Annotated in this window: 20 protein-coding genes; 11 read left to right on the plus strand and 9 right to left on the minus strand. The window is 69.7% G+C overall.

The window, feature by feature from the left end; all coding sequences use genetic code 11:
* Positions 1-14: 14 nt before the first annotated feature.
* Positions 15-215, minus strand: coding sequence for a TOBE domain-containing protein (locus VMD91_02015; protein ID HTW82825.1), 201 nt, complete (start codon positions 213-215; stop codon positions 15-17).
* 168 nt (positions 216-383) lie between these two features.
* Here VMD91_02015 and VMD91_02020 point away from each other — a divergent pair, with 168 nt between their 5' ends.
* The gene (locus VMD91_02020; protein HTW82826.1) at positions 384-1,073 is read left to right on the plus strand and encodes a response regulator transcription factor; all 690 of its coding nucleotides are present in this window, start codon (positions 384-386) and stop codon (positions 1,071-1,073) included.
* Positions 1,070-2,407 (plus strand): HAMP domain-containing sensor histidine kinase, encoded by a 1,338-nt coding sequence (locus VMD91_02025; protein ID HTW82827.1) that lies wholly within the window; start codon positions 1,070-1,072, stop codon positions 2,405-2,407. Before VMD91_02020 ends, VMD91_02025 begins: the two co-directional genes overlap by 4 nt.
* Before the next feature lie 8 nt (positions 2,408-2,415).
* Here VMD91_02025 and VMD91_02030 read toward each other — a convergent pair whose 3' ends face one another.
* A complete protein-coding gene (locus tag VMD91_02030) occupies positions 2,416-4,032 on the minus strand; it encodes a hypothetical protein (GenBank protein ID HTW82828.1) in 1,617 nt (538 codons plus the stop codon).
* A gap of 108 nt (positions 4,033-4,140) precedes the next feature.
* Here VMD91_02030 and VMD91_02035 point away from each other — a divergent pair, with 108 nt between their 5' ends.
* The 5 genes from VMD91_02035 to VMD91_02055 are packed head-to-tail and all read left to right on the plus strand — an operon-like array spanning position 4,141 to position 5,826.
* Positions 4,141-4,704, plus strand: coding sequence for a Uma2 family endonuclease (locus VMD91_02035; GenBank protein ID HTW82829.1), 564 nt, complete (start codon positions 4,141-4,143; stop codon positions 4,702-4,704).
* 15 nt (positions 4,705-4,719) lie between these two features.
* Positions 4,720-4,908, plus strand: coding sequence for a hypothetical protein (locus tag VMD91_02040; GenBank protein HTW82830.1), 189 nt, complete (start codon positions 4,720-4,722; stop codon positions 4,906-4,908).
* Positions 4,909-4,941: 33 nt separating this feature from the next.
* Positions 4,942-5,322: a hypothetical protein gene (locus tag VMD91_02045; protein ID HTW82831.1), complete on the plus strand. Its 381-nt coding sequence runs from the start codon at positions 4,942-4,944 to the stop codon at positions 5,320-5,322.
* Entirely contained in the window at positions 5,312-5,575 is a 264-nt protein-coding gene (locus VMD91_02050; protein ID HTW82832.1) for a DUF5985 family protein, read from the plus strand. The genes VMD91_02045 and VMD91_02050 overlap by 11 nt, the downstream gene beginning before the upstream one ends.
* Positions 5,572-5,826, plus strand: coding sequence for a DUF5985 family protein (locus VMD91_02055; protein ID HTW82833.1), 255 nt, complete (start codon positions 5,572-5,574; stop codon positions 5,824-5,826). The genes VMD91_02050 and VMD91_02055 overlap by 4 nt, the downstream gene beginning before the upstream one ends.
* Positions 5,827-5,908: 82 nt before the next feature.
* On the opposite strand, the gene rplL is transcribed toward VMD91_02055, so the two are convergent.
* Positions 5,909-6,280 carry a 50S ribosomal protein L7/L12 gene (gene rplL / locus VMD91_02060; GenBank protein ID HTW82834.1) on the minus strand — a complete coding sequence of 124 codons (372 nt, stop codon included), beginning with the start codon at positions 6,278-6,280 and terminating at the stop codon, positions 5,909-5,911.
* A 21-nt stretch (positions 6,281-6,301) separates the two neighbouring features.
* Positions 6,302-6,838, minus strand: a complete 537-nt coding sequence (gene rplJ, locus VMD91_02065; GenBank protein ID HTW82835.1) for a 50S ribosomal protein L10 — start codon at positions 6,836-6,838, stop codon at positions 6,302-6,304.
* 452 nt (positions 6,839-7,290) lie between these two features.
* On the opposite strand from rplJ, the gene VMD91_02070 reads away from it, so the two are divergent.
* Both VMD91_02070 and VMD91_02075 read left to right on the plus strand, forming a co-directional pair.
* Positions 7,291-8,073, plus strand: a complete 783-nt coding sequence (locus VMD91_02070) for a GNAT family N-acetyltransferase (protein ID HTW82836.1) — start codon at positions 7,291-7,293, stop codon at positions 8,071-8,073.
* 53 nt (positions 8,074-8,126) lie between these two features.
* Positions 8,127-8,444 (plus strand): STAS domain-containing protein, encoded by a 318-nt coding sequence (locus VMD91_02075; protein HTW82837.1) that lies wholly within the window; start codon positions 8,127-8,129, stop codon positions 8,442-8,444.
* Between the two features lie 2 nt (positions 8,445-8,446).
* On the opposite strand, the gene VMD91_02080 is transcribed toward VMD91_02075, so the two are convergent.
* The 3 genes from VMD91_02080 to rplK form a co-directional block, all read right to left on the minus strand.
* Entirely contained in the window at positions 8,447-10,108 is a 1,662-nt protein-coding gene (locus VMD91_02080; GenBank protein ID HTW82838.1) for a hypothetical protein, read from the minus strand.
* Positions 10,109-10,319: 211 nt separating this feature from the next.
* Positions 10,320-11,027 (minus strand): 50S ribosomal protein L1, encoded by a 708-nt coding sequence (gene rplA, locus VMD91_02085; protein ID HTW82839.1) that lies wholly within the window; start codon positions 11,025-11,027, stop codon positions 10,320-10,322.
* Positions 11,028-11,456 (minus strand): 50S ribosomal protein L11, encoded by a 429-nt coding sequence (gene rplK, locus VMD91_02090; protein ID HTW82840.1) that lies wholly within the window; start codon positions 11,454-11,456, stop codon positions 11,028-11,030.
* Positions 11,457-11,821: 365 nt separating this feature from the next.
* Here rplK and VMD91_02095 point away from each other — a divergent pair, with 365 nt between their 5' ends.
* Both VMD91_02095 and VMD91_02100 read left to right on the plus strand, forming a co-directional pair.
* Positions 11,822-14,452 (plus strand): TonB-dependent receptor, encoded by a 2,631-nt coding sequence (locus tag VMD91_02095; GenBank protein ID HTW82841.1) that lies wholly within the window; start codon positions 11,822-11,824, stop codon positions 14,450-14,452.
* On the plus strand, positions 14,449-16,476 hold the full coding sequence (locus VMD91_02100) for a TonB-dependent receptor (GenBank protein ID HTW82842.1): 2,028 nt from the start codon (positions 14,449-14,451) through the stop codon (positions 16,474-16,476). The genes VMD91_02095 and VMD91_02100 overlap by 4 nt, the downstream gene beginning before the upstream one ends.
* 57 nt (positions 16,477-16,533) lie before the next feature.
* On the opposite strand, the gene VMD91_02105 is transcribed toward VMD91_02100, so the two are convergent.
* Together VMD91_02105 and VMD91_02110 are read right to left on the minus strand one after the other, a co-directional pair.
* Positions 16,534-16,770 carry a hypothetical protein gene (locus VMD91_02105; protein HTW82843.1) on the minus strand — a complete coding sequence of 79 codons (237 nt, stop codon included), beginning with the start codon at positions 16,768-16,770 and terminating at the stop codon, positions 16,534-16,536.
* A 295-nt stretch (positions 16,771-17,065) separates the two neighbouring features.
* Positions 17,066-18,037 (minus strand): NADP-dependent oxidoreductase, encoded by a 972-nt coding sequence (locus VMD91_02110; GenBank protein HTW82844.1) that lies wholly within the window; start codon positions 18,035-18,037, stop codon positions 17,066-17,068.
* Between the last annotated feature and the right edge of the window lie 41 nt (positions 18,038-18,078).

Genomic DNA, 18,078 nt, shown 5'->3' on the forward strand with positions numbered 1-18,078 from the left:
CCGGGCCGGGCCCCCTACTTGCCGACGACCACCGACGTCGGATTCACGCTCAGCGTGACCGTATCGCCCTCGCCGATCTTCAGGCGCTCGAACGCCGAGGTCGGGATCGCGGCGGCCGCGGTCGCGGGCTCGATCGCGACTTCGATCTCCGTCATGACGGAGCCGACGCGAACGGAGAGGACCTTGCCCTTCAGGCTGCGCGCACTCGTGTCCATTCCACCACCCTCACAAGAGAACCAGAGCGTTGAGTCCCGCCGGTTCGCTGGACCGGCCGCGCGCCCTTCTGACTCCTTTCCGGAGCCCGCGCTAGCCTGGACGCGGTGCAGGACGACGCTCGAGCACCGGCGGCAGGCGATTCGGCAGCCGAACGGGGAGAAAACGCGGTGCTGTGTCCGCGCATCGCCGTCATCGACGACGAGGGCAATTTGCGCGCCGCGCTCGAGAGCGGTCTGCGCACGCGCGGCTTCGAGGTCCGCTCCGCGCCGGACGCCGCCCGAGGCGCCGAGCTGGTGCGCGCCTGGCGTCCCGACGCGATCGTGCTGGACGTCATGATGCCGGGCACCGACGGGCTCTCCCTCATCCCCGCGCTGCGCCGCATCACCGAGGCGCCGATCCTGCTCTTGAGCGCTCGCGGGGACGTCGAGACCCGGGTGGAGGGGCTCGAGCGCGGCGCCGACGATTATCTCGGCAAGCCGTTCGCCTTCGACGAGCTGGTGGCGCGGCTCCGCGGCGCGCTGCGACGGCCGCGCCTGGAGCTGCCCGAGCGCATCGCCTACGCGGACGTCGAGGTCGACCTGACGCTGCGCACGGTCGTGCGCGGGGGGCACCCGATCCCGCAGCTCTCGCGCTACGAGTTCGACCTGTTCGTCACGCTGCTGCGCCAGCCGCGCCGCGTCTTCACCCGCGAGCAGCTGCTCGACCTGGTCTGGGGAACGCAGAGCGAGACGACCGTCGCCAGCGTCGAGCGCTTCGTCTCGTATCTGCGCGCGAAGGTCGACGCCGGCTTCGCCGAGCCGTTGATCCACACGGTGCGCGGGGTCGGGTACTGCGTGCGCGCCGCGTCGGCGACGTGACCGGCTTCGCCCGCCTCTTCGCCCGCTACTATCTGCGGCTCGCGCTGCTGCTGGTGGCGGTCTTCGGCGCCGTCTCGTTCGGCGGCTCGGTCCTCTTTCGCGAGCATGACATCAGCGCCGAGATCGCCTGGACCTCGCAGCGCGCCGCTGCGCGGATGAGCGAGGAGCTGGCGCGTGGCGTCCCGTTCCGCACCGCCGCCGCACGGATCGTCGCCGACTACACGCACCCGCCGGTCACGATCGGCGTCTACGGCCGCGACGGTTCACTCGTCGCCGGCAACGTCGCGGCGCCGACCCTTCCCGGCGCCTATTCGAACGTCATGCAGACCACGGCGGCGGGTGGCACGGTCGTCGTCAGCGTCGATCGCGCGCATCTCGTGCACGACGCGCGGATCTACTTTGCCGTGCTCGTGCCGACGTTGGCGCTGACGGTCGCGCTCTGCTACGTGCTCGCCGGCGCGCTGGCGCGCCGGGCAGTGCGTCCGCTCGACGCCTTGCGCGGTCGCCTGCTCCAGCTGGCAGCGGGCGAAGCCGCGCCCGCACCGGTCGAGACCTGGGGCAGCGCGCGCGAGATCGCCGAGGTCGGCCAAGCCTACAACGCGGCGGCGGAAACGATCCGCCGTGCGCGCGACGTCGAAGCGCACGGCGAAGAACGCATGCGGCGCTTCGTCGCCGACGCCGGACACGAGCTGCGCACGCCGCTGACCGTCATCATGGCGTACGCCGAGATCCTCGGCGGCTCGGCCGCCGGCGACCCGACCGCCGCCCAGGCCGTCGCCGCGATTCGCGACGAGGGTGCGCGCATGCGCGCCCTCGTCGACAAGCTGATCCTGCTCGCGCGCCTGGAGACGCCGGTCGCGCCGGCGCCGACGCGCCCCGTCAACCTGACGCTGCTCGCCGAACAGCTGCGCGACGGGCTACGACCGCTCGCCGGCGAGCGTCTGCGCGTGCGTGCGACGGCCGACCATCTCGTCGACGGCGATGAGGACGAGCTGCGCGACGCGCTCGGCGCGATCGTCGAGAACGCGCTCGTCTACGCGCCCAAAGGCCCGGTCGAGATCGCGCTCGACCGCGAGGGAGAGAACGGCGGCACGATCGTGGTCACCGTCCGGGACCGCGGCCCCGGCTTCGCGCCCGACGAGACCGAACGCGTCTTCCAACGCTTCTACCGCGGCCGCGACCACGGCCGCGCCCCCGACGGCTCGGGCCTCGGCCTCGCGATCGCGCGCCGCGCCGTCGAGCGTGCGGGCGGCACGATCGCCGCGCGCACGCGACCCGAAGGCGGCGCCGCCGTCGAGCTGCGTCTCACCGCACTCGGCGCCGCGATCGACTGACGGCGCCGCTACGGCACGACAGCGATGCCGGTCGCTGCGGCGGTGTCGGCGCTGGGAAACGATCGAACGAGGTTGCCGTTCTCGTCGAACACGTGCATGATCGCATCTACTGGGTCGGCCTCGTAGAGCAACCCGTTGTCGGGGTCGTACGCCAGCTTGACGTATTGTGCCGGAAGTCCCGGGAACGTACCCGACAGGGTTTGACGGTTGCCTTCCGCGTCGAAGGCCCAGAGCGTCTGCGCGTCGGGGGCGTCGACGTAGATGAAGCCGTTGGCGGAGTCATACGCGATCCCGCCTGGTCTGTAGGGGATCGTGAAGCCGGGGAAACCGCCGGTGAGGGTCTGCTTGTTGCCCTGCCCGTCGTACGCGGTCACGGCATTCGCAGTCGCCACATTCGCCGCCACGTACAGGAAGCCGTTCGCGGCGTCGTACGTCATCCCGGTGACGTCGCCCGTCACGGTGATCGGCGATGCCAGCGTCTGCTGATTCCCGTTCAGGTCGTATGCCGTCACCTCCGCGCTGTTGGCGATGTAGAGCCAACCATCGGCTGGATCGTCGATGATCGCGGTCGGGTTATTCGTGATACCGCCGAAGCTACCGGAGAGCGGGACGGCCAGCCCACCGAGCGTCGACGCGACGACGGCGGGCGGTCCGCCTTCGTACGTTGTCGCGTAGATCGTTCCGGCGCCGCTCGCGTAGGCGACGCCTTCGAGGCTGCCGCCGATGAGTCCGTCGACGGTCGACTTCAGGTTGCCGAACTCGTCGTACGCAGTGGCGCCGTTGACGGTGGAGATGACGATCGTCGCGCCGCCGGGTGGTGCGAGCGCGGCGGTCGTCGTGACGGCGCTCGCGCCGCTGGTCGCGGTCGGGGTCGCCGTCGCGGTCAGCGTGACCGACGCCGACTGCGCGTTCGACGTCAAGGTGAAGGCATTGGGGTTCGCGGTCGCCGGCCCGGTGACGGAGACTTGTGCCGGGGTGCTGCTCGTCAGCCCGACGGTCGGCGCGCCCGCGCCGAGGATCAGGTTCCCGTCGGCGTCGATCCCGTACACCGAGACCACCGCGCTCGCGTCGATCTTCAGCGTGAACCCGCCGGTCGCGGTCGTCGTCAGCGCGGTGCTGCCGGAGAGGATCGCGACGCTGCTCGGCAGGCCGCCGAGCGTGAGCGAGATGCTGTTGGCCTGCCCTTCGACGATCGTCAGTGGCACGCTCTGTGCCGCCGAGAGCGCGTTCCCCGCGCCGCCGGTCTGGTCGTACGTCGTCAGCGTGAGATCGTAGCTGCCCGGCCCGAGCACCAGCGAGATGGTGCACACCGTGGAGGCCAACGTCGAACTGCAGCCGGTCGACGTCGGCGTCAAGTCGACGGTCATCGGATAGCCGCTCACCTGCGTCCCGGTGCCTTGCACGGTGACGTCGATCGTCGCGCTCTGCGTCGCCGCCGACACGTACGCGGGCCGTTTCCGGCTCGCAGCGGTGCCGCTGTTCGCGTGCGGAATCGTGATCGTGACGCGCGCTTTCGCCGACGGCAGCGCGTGCGCGGGCGCAGGGACGCTACCGGAGCGGCCTGCGCATGCGGTCAGGACGGCGGCGGCCACGGCGAGCGCGGCGAGAGAACCCGGCTTCTTCACGCCCCGACCCTACCGGGCCAGCCAGAAAAGAACCCGAAAGCCGCCGCCGGCGTCACGGGACGCTCACGCCGCGGTCACGAAGCCGCAACCTCCCCGAGGTAGCGTGGCATGAGTGACATGGCCGACCTGGCACCGCGTCTTTTCACCGTCGACGAATACCACCGCATCGCCGATGCCGGTCTGTTCGCCGACGAGCGGGTCGAGCTGCTCGACGGCCTGATCGTCTCGATGAGCCCGATCGGCCAGCGCCACTGGCGACGCCACGCGACCATCTCGGCGTACCTCAACGAGGCAGTACGCGGCGCGGCGTTGATCGTTCCGCAAGGCTCGTTCCCACTCGGCAACCGCAACGAGCCCGAACCCGATATCGCGGTCCTCTCGCCGCACATCGACGAGTCGACGAAGGTCGAGCCGCGGCAAGACATCTACGCGATGATCGAGCTCTCCGAGACGTCGCTCGCCGTCGACCTCGGCTTCAAGCTGCGTCTCTACGCGCGCTTCGGCGTGCGAGACTATCTCGTCGTCGACCTCGCGGCGAACGTGCTGCTCCATCACAGCCAACCCGATGACCTCGGCTACCGCGACGTCGAACGTCTCGGCCCCGGCGCGACGTTCGCGCTGGCGCGCGTGCCCGAAATCGTGCTGCGCGCCGATCCGTTCCTCGCTCCCTGAGAACAGGACACGATCATGAGCGACACCGCGAACCCCGAGATTCCCAACGACCGCGATCCGCTCGCGGAGATCGAGGACGACGACGACACCGTCGAGGGCGACGACGTCGCGCCACCGGTCGCGGGACCAGAGCTGCACCTCAACACGAACGACACCGATCCGACCGCGGGCGCGTCGGACATCGGCGGCCGCGCCGGCGATTGACGACCGGCGTCCGGCCCCGGTAGAACCACCGACGTGGCGCGACTTCCCGAGGACGTCCGACGCTTCATCCGCGAGCGCATCGACTCCGTGGAGTTGCTCGACGTCCTGGCCTTGTTCCGAGCCGCGCCGGGTCGACCGTGGACGATCGACGAGCTGAGCGCGGAGCTGCGCAGCTCGCCGAACTCCATCGACCGCCGGATTGCACACCTGCGCCGTCATCGCTTGATCGTGTCGGCCGACGACCTGCACCGCTACCGGGCCTCGCCTGCCACCGACGCGATCGTGGGACGGTTGCTCGCGCTCTACGTCGAACGGCGCACGAGCGTGATCGACGCGATCTTCTCGGCGCCGGCCGACCCGCTGCAATCCTTCTCCGACGCCTTCAAAGTGGGAGATCACGACGATGATCGCTGAGACCATCTACGTGCTCTGCGCGCTCACGAGCTTGGCGTGCGCGTTCCTGCTGCTGCGCGGCTATGCGCGATCGCGACACCGTCTGCTGCTGTGGTGCGGCCTGGGCTTCGTCGGCCTGTTCCTCAACAACGTCCTGCTGTTCCTCGACCTGATCGTATTCCCATCGGTCGACCTCTCGGCGTGGCGGCTGGTGCCGGCGGTGCTCGGGCTGGCCGTGCTCTGCTACGGGCTGATCTGGGACGTGGAACCGTGATCGCCGCGCTGCTCGGCGGCGTCGTCCTCGCGCTGGCGGCAGTCGCGGCGCTGCTCTTCTTCCGCGCCTATCGGCGCACGAGCGATCGGCTGTTCTTGCTGTTCGGCATCGCGTTCGTCGTGATCGCCGCCGAGCGCGCGCTGCTGGCGTTCGTCGGGCGGCCCGAGGCGAACGAGCCGATCGACTTCCTGCCGCGGCTGATCGCATTCGGCATCATTCTCTACGCGATCGTCGACCGCAACCGCCGTTGACGGCGCGGTTGCCGCCGCGAGCGAAGACGAAAAGAGCCGCATCGTGACGATGCGGCTCTTCTGCGCCGGAGCGAAGCGGAGGTTACTTGACGGTGACCTTCGCGCCGGCTTCCTGGAGCTTCTTGGCGACGGCGTCGGCTTCGTCTTTGGTGACGCCTTCCTTGACCGCCTTGGGCGCGCTCTCGACGAACGCCTTGGCCTCGGTCAGACCGAGCGAGGTGACTTCGCGAACGGCCTTGATGACCTTGATCTTCTCGGCGCCCGCATCTTCGAGGATGACGTCGAATTCGGTCTTGGCTTCGGCCGGAGCGGCGGCTCCGGCGGCCGGGGCGGCCGCGACGGCGACCGGCGCGGCGGCGCTCACGCCGTACTTCTCTTCGAGCTGCTTGACGAGGTCCGCCAGCTCGAGCACGGTGAGCTTGTCGATTTGATCGATGAGTTCGGCAACTGCCATGATACGTGGTGACTCCTGCGCTTACGACGCGGCGGATTGACCCGCGGCATCACGCTGCTCGCGGATCGCATTGAGGACGCGGACGAGGCCGCTCTGGTTGCCGCTGAGGACGCGAACGAGTCCCGACAGCGGCGAGGCGAGCGACCCGACGAGTTTCGCGAGCAGCTCCTGCTTGGGAGGAAGGGCCGCGAGCATCGCGACCTGCGCCCCGTCGACGAGCTTCCCGTCGATGTAGGCGGCTTTGACGGCGACGGGCTTGGTGCCGTCCGAGAACGTCTTGAGCGCCTTGGCGGGCGCCACGGGATCTTCACCGGCGAAGATGACGCCGGTCGGGCCCGCGAGGATCGCGTCGAGCTGCGAGCCGAGGTCGCCCGCCGCACGCTTGAAGAGCGTGTTCTTCACGACGCCGTAGGTGCTGCCGTCCTTACGCAGCTCCGTGCGGAGCTTCGTGATCTCTTCGACGGTCAGGCCCTGGAAGTTGGTGAAGATCAGATTCTTCGAGCTCGCGATCTGCTCGCGGAGCTGGTCGATCGTCGCTTCCTTTTTCGCGGTCGGCATCGTGCACTCCGAGAGAGAAAGAAAAACGCCTCCGCCGACGGGCGAGGCGCACGGGCCGACCGGCGCCTGCGCGCCCGCCGGGAGATCTCTCTCGATTCCGCGTCCTCGGTAGGCCTGCACCCCGGGTGGAGCGCCGATTACCGACCCGAAGGTCGACCTACGGTCATTGGAGCCAACGGCATTTATATCACGGCGGGAGGGTTCGCGTCAAACGCCCGCCGCGCCTAACGATAGTGCTAGCGAGGACCTTCCTGCCCGCACCGGCGCCTTGCAGCAAGCAACCGTGTCTCTCGTCAAGTTGCGGAAAACGGCCTAGACAACCTCCGCAATTTGTGGGAAGTAAGTAGCGGGACGGCGGCGCGCGTCGACCGCGAGGAAGACGCCCACACCCGGCGTCGCCGTCCCACCCTTCCGCCACGACGGCAGGCGCAGCTCCGCCGAGCGCCGCAGAGATGACCTCCGTGAGCGTCGAGCGAGCTGAAGCCGCGTTCTGGGCGAGCTTCTTGCGCAACCGCAACCTCGACGTGACGACCGTCGACGACGGTGCCGTCTCCGTCGCGGGCGGCTATGCCGTGTACGCGACCGGCACGTTCTTGCAGTACGCCATCGGCGCCGGCACGACGCGCTCGCTGCGCGCGGACGACCTCGCGATCGTCGAAGAGTTTTACGCGGAGCGCGGCGCCCCGAGCCGGCTCGAGCTGACCGACGCGGCGATCGCGCGCGACCGCGCGCTGCTCGACGCACGCGGCTACGCCGACGACGGTCTCACGCTCGCGGTGCTCGAAGCTCCGCTCCCGCTCGCGGGCGAGCCGAGCACGGCGGTCGGCACGCGCGTGGTCGGCGATCGCCGCGCGTGGAGCGCGCTCTCCTTGCGCGCGTTCGCCGATACGGTCGCCGGCGACGATGCGGCCGAGACGCTGCGACGCAGTACGCTGCTCTCCGCCGCCGCGGCCAGCGCGCTCGTCGTCGCCACGCTCGACGGCGTCGACGTCGGTGCCGCGGCGGTGCGGCTCGTCGACGACGTCGCGCTCCTGTACGCGGCCGCGGTGCTCCCGGAAGCGCGCGGCCACGGCGTTCACGGCGCGCTGCTCGCGGCGCGCACCGCGTTCGCGCGCACGCGCGGCGCGACGCGTGCCGCGCTCAAGACCGCGGCCGGCGAACCCGCCGAGCGTTCCGCCCTGCGTCACGGCTTTGCACGAACCGCGCTCTTGCGGCACGTCACGCGCGCGCGCTGACGCGCCGCATCAAGGAACGTGGTCGCGGTGCGCGAAGGCCCGCCAGCAGGGTGATGGAGCGCCGAGAACCGATCGTCATTCGCCTGGTCGGCGAGCACGATATCGCGAGCCGCAGCGACGTGACCGCCGCGCTGCAAGCCGCCGGCGACAACCCCGCCGTCATCGTCGATCTGACGAGCGTCGACTATGTCGATTCGACGACGATCGAGGAGCTGTTCCGAGCGATCCGGCGCGCGGGCGCGCTGGGCGGCAAGCTCGCGCTCGTCGCGCCCAACGAACGGCTCGTGCGCATCCTGAGCATTGCCGGCGTCACCCGGCTGGCGCGCATCGTCGACACCCTCGACGAAGCGCGCGCGGCCTTTCTCGCCTAGCGCTACGGCGTGAGCGCGGCGGCGAACGCGCCGCCGGCGCCCGAGCCGCCCGTCGCGATCGTCACCGGCGTGCCGCGATAGGGCGGCGCGAAGATCTCGAGGCTCGGCATGCCGCTGTTCGGGACGAACACGTCGTTCGCGCCGTCGAGGACCAGCGAGACCGGCGTCGAGAGACCGCTGGTCATGGTCACGACCGGCGCGCCGCTGTAGGGCGGCGCGTACTCGGTCACCGTGCTGGCGCCGGCGTTGGCGACGAAGAGGTCGTTCGCCCCGTCGAGCACGACCGACGAGGGTGAAGAGACGCCGCCGCTGATGACGGCCGGCGCGCCGCTGTACGGCGGCGCGTACTCCGCCACGGTGCTGCCGCCCGAGTTGGCGACGAAGAGGTCGCCGACCGGGTCGAGCGCGAGCGCCAGCGGCTCGTTGGTGTTCACGTCCGAAATCGTGGCGACGGGCGCGCTGGTGTAGGGCGGCGCGAACTCCAGCACCGCGTTCTGGCCGATGTCGGCGACGAACAGATCGCCTTGCGCGTCCATCGCCAGTGCGACCGGAGCGGACAGTCCGCTGCTGATCGTGATCGGAGCGCCTCCGTACGGCGGTGCGTACACGGTAACCGTTCCGATGCCGTAGTTGGCGACGAAGAGGTTGCCGTGCGCATCCAGCAAGAGCGCCGCAGGCGCGTTCACCCCGTTGGTGATCGTCGCGCTCGGGGCGCCCGTGTAGGGCGCCGCATACTCGGTCACGGTGGACGCGTTCGCGACGAACAGGTCGTTCGCGGCGTCGACCGCGAGCGCGTCGGGGAACCCGACGCCGTTCGAGATCGTCGCGCTGGGCGCACCCGTGTACGGCGGCGCGTACACCGTGACGGTGTCGGTCGGGTCGTAGTTGGCGATGAACAGCGTCTGGACGTCGTTTTTCACCGCGAACGTCGCGCTGCAGACGGCGCCGGTCGTCGAGCAGGTGCCGTCGGCGTAGCTGGCAGCGAGCGTGAAGGTCTCGCTCTGGCCGTTCGCGCCGGGCGGCGTCAGCACCAGCGTGTTCGGCGCGGCCGCGGTCGGGTTGGTGATGGTGAAACCGCTGCCGCTCTGTGCGCCGGCCGTGAAGGTTGGTGAACCCGGGCCGACGATGACGTTGCCGTCGACGTCGAGCGCTTCGACCACCAGCTTCTGCGCACTGATGCCGTAGAGCGTGAAGCCCGCGTCCTGCGAGCCGTGGACCGCCGGCGCACCGGAGGCGACCTGCAGCGAGGCCGGGATGCCCGAGAGCGTCAGGGCCAGCGTGTTCGCCTGTCCTTGACTGACGGTGAAGCCGACCGTTTGGCCGGCCGAGAGCTCGTTCCCGGTCGCGTTCGGTCCGTCGTAGGTCGCCAGAGCGGCGTCGTACGTCCCGGGCGAGAGCGAGATCGTCAGCGTGCAGATCGTCGTCGCGAGCGACGAGCTGCAGCCGGTCGCGGTCGGCGTCAGGCCGACGGTCTGGTTCAGCACCGTCGCGCCGCCGCTATGCTGCGTCACCTGGAGCGTCATGCTCTGCGTCGCCGGCGAGAGGTAACGCGCCCGGCGAACACCGCCGGTCGTCGTGCTCGCCTTCGGTACGCGGATCGTCACGGTGACCGCGGCGCGTCCGTGTGCCGCCGGTGCGGCACTCGTCGGGGGAGTCGTCGTCACGCTTCGCGCGCCGCACCCGACCAGCACGCACAGAAGCGGCCAGGCGATATGACGCCCGGCAGCGGAGAGATTCACGCCGTCCACGTTAGCGAAACAACGCCAAGATGCCGTGTGCGACGCCGTCAAAATCCCGTTAAGCAGTGCTCCGAAAATGCTGAGGGCGAGCGCGTTTGCGCTCGCCCTCGGCGACCGGTTGGAGGTACGTGCGGCGTTACGCCGTCGCGGCGGTCGACTTGATGCGGGTCGGATCGACCTTCACGCCGGGCCCCATCGTCGAGGTCAGCGTGATCGATTTGAGGTAGGTGCCCTTCGCGGCGGACGGCTTCGCGCGCACGATGGCGTCGAGCAACGTCGCCAGGTTCTCGGTCAGCTGCGCCTCGTCGAACGAAGCCTTGCCGACGATCGTGTGCACGATGCCGGTCTTGTCGAGGCGGTACTCGACCTTACCGGCCTTGATGTCGCGCACCGCGGCCGCGACGTTCGGCGTCACCGTGCCGGCCTTGGGGTTCGGCATCTTCTGCGCGAGGATACGGCCGAGCTCCTTACCGATCGAGGGCATCATGTCGGGCGTCGCCACCGCGACGTCGAAGTCGGCGAAGCCGCCCTTGACGCGCTCGATCAGATCCGCTTCGCCGACCACGTCGGCGCCGGCGGCTTCGGCCGCCTTCGCCGCGTCGCCGCGCGCGAACGCGATCACGCGCACGGTGCGACCGGTGCCGTGCGGCAGGTTGACGGTGCCGCGCACGTTCTGATCGGACTTCTTGGGATCGACGCCCAACCGGACGTGGATCTCGATCGTCTCGTTGAACTTCGCGGTCGCGTTCTTCTTCACGAGCGCCGCCGCTTCGGAGGGATCGTAGAGCCGCTCGCTGTCGAACGCGGCCACCAGGTTGCGGAACCGCTTGCCGGGCTTACGCATCTACTTGGCCTCCACGTTGACGCCCATCGAGCGGGCGGTGCCGGCGATGATCAGTGCGGCGGCGTCGATGTCGTTGGCGTTGAGGTCGGGCATCTTGGTCTGCGCGATCTCACGGACTTGCGCTTGCGTCAGCGTCCCGACCTTGTTGCGGTTGGGTTCCTTCGAGCCCGATTCGAGCCCGAGCGCGCGCTTGATCAAGAACGACGCCGGCGGCGTCTTCGTGATGAACGTGAACGTACGGTCTTCGTAGACCGTGATCACGACCGGGATGATGAAGCCTTCTTGGGCCTTCGTGCGGTCGTTGTACTGCTTGCAGAAGTCCATGATGTTGAGCGAATAGGGGCCCAACGCCGGACCGACGGGCGGCGCAGGTGTCGCCTTCCCGGCGGGAAGAGCAAGTCCGATCTTCCCGACGACTCGTTTTGCCATGAGTTGTCCTTTCGAAGGGCTCGAGCGCAGCTCGAGGCCATCTCCCCCGCTGGTGAACACGCCGGCCGCCGGGGTGCCTCGGCCGGGCGCAACGCTTCAGTCTATCACGCGCGCAGGAGGGTGGGCAAGGCACCTGTCGCGCCCCGATCGAAGCGCGGGACACGCAGCACCTGCTTGCTCCGCTCGTGGCCATCTCACTCGCCGCTCGAGTCAGGTGAGGTTCCTCATTCCGCATTCCTGCGGATGGGAACTCGGGCGTCTGGACCGAAGGGCGGCCCATGGCGGGAAAACGTTCGTTCCTGGCAGCGCTTGGCTGCTTTCTTTTCGCTCTCTGCGCTCGTGCTGGTGCACAGAGTGGCCAGGCAATGCTCAACGGCGTCGTCGCCGCGAGCGACGGTGCGCCGGTCGCCCGGGCGATCGTCTCGGGCGGGGGTGCCAGCACGCGCACCGACGCGAACGGACGCTTCACGCTGGGATGTCCCGCCGCGACGCTCGACGTGCGGGTCGAGCACGGCGGGTTCCGGCCGACGCGCATCCTCGGCGTGCCGTGCACGCGGCCGCTGACCGTTCGGCTCGCGGCGGCGACGCTGACGTCGATCGGCGAGGTCTCGACGAGCGCCGATCGCGTGCCGATGAACCTCTCGCCGGAGTCGATCGTGGTCGTCGACCGCGCGCGCATCGACGATCAAGGCGCGATCCAGTGGAACCAGCTGCTCGACCAGACGCCGGGCGCGGTCTCGGCACACACCGGCACCGCGAATCCCGCCGATCCGGGCGCGCAGACCTCACCGAACTTGCGCGGCACGCTCGACTACGAGAAAACGACGCTGATCGACGGACACCCGGTCGCCAACGGCAGCCACGGCGACTACGTCACCACCTTCCTGACCACGTACCTGATCGAGGACGTCGAGATCGCCAAGGGTCCGGGCGCCGACGCGCCGCTGGTCGTCAACGGCATCGGCGGCTCGATCAACTTCCGCACCTTCGATCCGACGCGCACGCTGACGACCAACTTCGACGTCGGTTACGACGGCTACGGCGGGACGATCTTGCACGGCGCGATCTCGAACACGATCGGCAAGCTCGGCTTCTATCTCGGGTACGTCGACTGGACGACGTCGGGACCGCTGGACAACGAGCCGACCGACATCACGCTGCCCAACGGCTCGACGATCGCGGGGATCGGCACCGTCGGCGGGACGACCTCGGCCAAGACCGCGCCGGGCGGCGCCTATCCGGTGCCCGGTTCGATCGGCGGCCCCGGCTCGCCGTACCCGAAGCTCGTCGCCTGCTGTGAGGACGTCGGCTCGTGGTACGACGCGCGCGGCGAGTTGGCGAAGCTGCGCTACGGCTTCTCCTCCTCCAGCTCGCTGACGGTCGCGTTCCTGGGCACGCACGCCGGGTTCGACAACGACGGCGCACAGCTGCAGCAATTCCAAACGGTCACCGCGGCCGGTGTGCCGGTCGACCTCAACCCGACCTCGCACGCACCAGAGAACGTCACCGAGTACGAGAACGAGCCGATGTTCGAAGGCGAGTTCCGCACCGCACCCTCGCCGAACGACACGCTGATCGCGCGCTACTACACGCTCGACATCGATCGTCTCTCCGGGAACTACGCCGATCCGTCGCCGACCGTGCCGTACAGCGGCACCTTCTTCCTGAGCGGCAGCGCGCCGCTGACCAACGGCACCAGCGTTCCCGTCGCCGGCCCCTACAGCGTCACGATTCCCAACATCTACACGCGCACGGCCGAAGAGGACAAGCTGCACGGCGGCTCGTTCGAAGAGGACCACGTCGCGGGCCCGGTGACGCTGACGCTCGCGATCGACCGTTGGAGCGCGACGACCGACGCCTACTCGATCGGGACCAGCAGCAGCGGCAAGCCGACGTACACGCCGACCATCGCGGCCGGCTCCTCGCAGACGATCACCTCGTACTTGCTGCGCGGCGCGTGGACGCTCGACCCGCGTGACGACCTGACGCTGGCGAACTACCTGACGACCTACGCCGACCACGTGCCGACCGCGTTCACCGTCAGCGGGCCGGTCTTCGCGACCGAGACGGTCGGTCACGACGACCCGCGCTTGGGCTTCACCCACCGCTTCACCCAGAACGCGATCGGGCGCTTCGCGATGGGCTCGACGATCACGGTCCCCAACATGGGGCTGGTCAGCGTGCCGAACTCCGCGCCGGTCTTCACCAGCTCGTCGTCCGGCTCGTACTACACCGACACCCGCAACGCCGGCAACCTATTGCCCGAAACGGCGTGGGGGTACGATCTGGGCAGCGACGTCCGGCTGCACACCGACGCGGTTCTCTCGTTCGACGCCTACGAGACGACGCTGCGCAACCAGTTCGTCTCCGCCGTCGCGCAGACGGGGACGCTGGCGCCGCCGGGCGGCGGTACGCCGGTCCCGGTCTACACGACCATCAACGAGAACCTCGCGCACGCGCGCTTCGACGGGCTCGAAGCATCGTACCGCCAGGATCCGCGCGTCGGCTTCGGCTACGTCGCGCAGGGCGCGCTGGTGCGCTCGTACACCTACGACGTCTCGCCGGCGACGTATTTGGCGGCCGGCAAGCTGCAGAACCAAGCCGTCATCCCGAACATCAACTACACCTCGACCGGTACCGGCTACAACGGCATCTCGAACAAGGGGATCCCGTACGCCGACGGCTACGGCGAAGTGCACTACCGCGCCGCCGACGGGAAACTGGCGCTGCTCGGGCTCACCTACTACGGCAACAACAACTCGTGGAACGAGCGCGCGTTCACCGTCGGCACCGCGGCGTTGCGCGTGCCGATCGCGCGCGCCGCCTCGCTGCAGCTGACGATCGACAACCTCTGGAACACCTATCCGGGGACGGCGATCCTCTCCTATCAAGGCGTGGCGGTCCCGGTCATCGGCGCGCAGGTGGGGCTGACCAACGCGCTGCCGTACGGGCCGCGCGTGGTCCGGCTCGACCTGCATCTCGGCAACGCGCGGTGATCGCCGGTGCCGTGACGGCCGGCCTATTGACCGTCATCGTCGCCGCCGATCCGGGGACGAGCGCGCGCGGCGCGGTCGTTCGCGCCGGCACCGCGCGCGCCGTCGTCGGCGAGGGCGGACGCGCGCGGCTGGGTCTGGCGCCCGGGACGTACGACCTCACGGTGACCAAGCCGGGCTTCGCGCCCGCGCACGCGCGCGTGGTGGTGCGGACCGACGGCGACCGCGTGCGCGTCGCGCTGCACCTCGCGCCCAGCTCGGCGCTGCGCACGATCGGCGCCGTCTCCGCCGCCGAGCGCGGCGCGTCGAATACCTCGCCGGTCCCCGAGACCACGGTGCCGCGCGAAGCCTACCGTGACATGAGCCAGCCCGGCCTGGACGACGTGCTCACGCAGAAGCCGGCGCTGGCGATCGATCGCGCCGGCCGCGGATTGAGCGCCGACGACGCGCCGCCGGTCGCGCTGGTGCGCGGCGGGACGCCGCTCGAGACGCAGACGCTGATCAACGGCGTCCCGGTCGAGCCCGCGACCACGCGCGCGCTGGCGCTGACCGCGATCCCGACCTTCGTGCTGCAAGAGCTCGAGGTCGAACCCGGCGCGAGCGCGCCGCTGCCGACGATCGACGGCGCGGTGAACGGCAGCCTGAACCTCCGTTTCGCGGAGCCGGTGCCGGTGTTGCGCGCGCTGCCCGAGCAAGGCTTCGACGGACGCGGCGGCAGCTTCAGCGACCTGACCGGCGGCGGCGCGCTCGACGGCGGTCAGGTCGCGTTCGGCCTCGCCGCGGCGATCGACGGCGAGAACGGCGACGTGGCGGCGACGAACGTCCTGCAGCGCGCGGCGCTGCTCACGACGCGCGCGGCGCTCTCGCCGAGCGGCACGCTCACCCTGACGGGCTACGACGAGTCCGACACCGACGAGCTCGACCAGAACCATTTCGCGTTCAGCGAGGCCGAGTACCGGCTCGACGGCGCGCAGAGCGCGCTGCTCGCGCGTGCGTGGCACGTCGAGGACGAACGCGACGGCGTGGCGGCCGGCGATCCGCTCGAGATCGCGACCGACGATCGCCTCACCGGCGGCCAGCTCGAGCTCGACCGCACCGTGGGCGGCAGCTTGTTTTCGGCCGGCGTCACGACCACCGGCGACGAGGGGACCGCCGCGGGCGCGATCGTCGTTCCCGCCGGCTCCTCGCAGACGGTGACGACCGCGTTTCTGCGCGCCATCCTGCACGCGGGCACGCGCTGGAACGTGCAGCTGACGGGCTACGACGTCGACGCGCGTACCGTGGTGCCCGGCCGCGTCGACGACATCTCCGGCCTGGCGGGCCGCGCCGGCCTCGCGTACCGCCTCACCGATCGGCTGACGCTGCGCGCGTCGAGCGGCGCCGGCTTCACGCCACCCTCACTGGTCGCGCTGGCCGGCGTGCGCGGACCGCTCGGCGTCGAGGCCGCGCTCACCGACGACGTCGGGCTCGACGCCCACGTCATCGACGCGCATACGACGCTCTCCGCCGACGTCTTCACCCAGACGGGCAACGACCGGCTGGTCGAAGAGCTCGGCCCCGATCCCTGGGTCGACGCCGGCCCGTTCACCCGGCACGGCGCCGAGTTCTCGCTGGCGCGTTTCGTGCCGGCCGGCTTCGGCTACGTGCTGCAAGCCTGGACGGCGAGCGAGACGCCCAGCCTGGCCGGCTCGATCGGCGACGTCGCCTCCGGCAACACGCACGGCTACGCGGAGGCCTCGTACCATTGGCGCAACGGCTCGCGCTTCTCGTTCGGCGCGACGTACTACGGCGCCGACCCGCTGCTGGCGCAGCGCGCGGCGGTGCTGCTCAACAGCAACCTGGAGATCCAGCTCGGCCGGCGCGGCAAGATCCAGTTCGATCTCGAGAACCTCAACAACCAGCGCCTCGCAATCACGTCGCTCGCCGTCCCGGTGCTCGCGGCTCGCAACGCGTTCGCGCCGGCGCCGCGCACGTTTCGCATCGTCATCCGCCGCTCCGTGGGCCGAACCGGCACCGACAACGGATAAACTCGCAGCACGAAGCATCACGCGCGATCGATCCCGAGCTTACTCCGGCATGAGCACCTACTCAGGCGCTTCGTATTCCCAGCGCCCAACTTCGTGATATTGGCGAACGTCGTCAGCTGCAGCGGGATCGCCATAGTAACGCTCGACGATGCTAACGATCGCGTCGACCTGCTCCGCATCCAGTCGCCCGAGCGTGCGAGTAAGATCTCCTTGATCGACGGCCCGCGCCGAGTCGAGCTTCATCAACACGAGATACGCGAGCGGAATTACGCGTTCACCGTTCCGGTCGCGCACCGCGGGCGCTTCGAATGCCGCTCGTACCCACGGCTGCGGCGAAGTGATGAGCCCCAACGAGCATCATGGAAGCGTCTCCGAAGACCGACGCGATCATGTCGACTCCTCGCGAAGGCGGCTGTTCCAAAAGGAAGCGGAGATCGCTGCCGGAACCGCGCGTCGCCTTCCGGAACGCGCGCTCGATGTACCACCGGCGCCGGGCAGCCGCGCTGGTGACCTCGATCCGCGTGCGAGCGTGCGGAGCGGTCGTGAGTCGATGCTTCGACGCGAACACCTGCGCCCCCGGCAAGCGCGGCTATGGAAGCGGGGCGTTCTTCGGCGGCCGGAGCGGCGCGGTGATGGCGGCGTCGAACGCGAGCACGATCTTGCCCCGAGCTTTCCGCCGCGCGAGCTCGACATAGGCGTCGCGGAGCATGCCAAACGGATAGATCGCCGAGAGCGGCATGACGATCTCGCCCCAAGCGATCGCGTCGGCGGCGCTCGCCAACGTCTCACGCGACGCCGCGGCGGCCGACCCGTCGGTCTTGGCCCCCACCCGCGCCGCCGCTGTATGATCGATGATCGTGTCGATCCGCTCCGGCGCGACACCGAGGGTGACGGCGAGGTCGACGTACCCGCCGCCGAAGAGATCGATGAACGCGTTGATTCCGTGCGGAGCAGCGGCTCGCAACCGCTCCGCAAGGCCGTCGCCGTACGCGACCTGCTCGACGCCCACGGAACGGAGAAACGCTCCGTTCTCGTCGCCGGCGATGCCGATCACCCGCGCGCCCGCCCGTCGTGCGAGCTGCACCGCGAGCGATCCGACGCCGCCCGCGGCACCACTGATCGCAACGACGTCGCCCGGCTTCAACGCGACCGCGCGCACAGCGGCGACGGCGGTCGTCGCCACCACGAACAAGCTGCCCGCCCGAAACCAATCGAGTGCCGGCGGCTTGGCGATCAGCTGCGCCGCGCTGCTCTTGACGTACTCGGCTTGCGCCGAGCGCTCTTCTGACCAACCGAGGACCTCGTCGCCCGCTTTGAACGCGGTGACGCCGGCTCCGACCGCATCGACGTGCCCGGCAAAATCGGTACCCTGACCGAAGGGGAACGCCTTCGGAAACACGTCCTTGAGAAAGCCTTCGCGTATCGCGATCTCGCCGGGGTTCGTGCCTGCGGCAACGACGCGCACGACGATCTCGCCCGGCCCGGGCACCGGCTTTGCGACCTCGACGATCGCGAGCTGATCGACTCCGCCGTAGGCGGAGAGCTGCACCGCTTTGGGCATGACATGCTGCCCTTCTGGCGCGTGCCGCGCGCCCCTCTTTC

The sequence above is a fragment of the Candidatus Sulfotelmatobacter sp. genome, assembly GCA_035504415.1.
Taxonomy (GTDB): Bacteria; Vulcanimicrobiota; Vulcanimicrobiia; order Vulcanimicrobiales; family Vulcanimicrobiaceae; genus Vulcanimicrobium.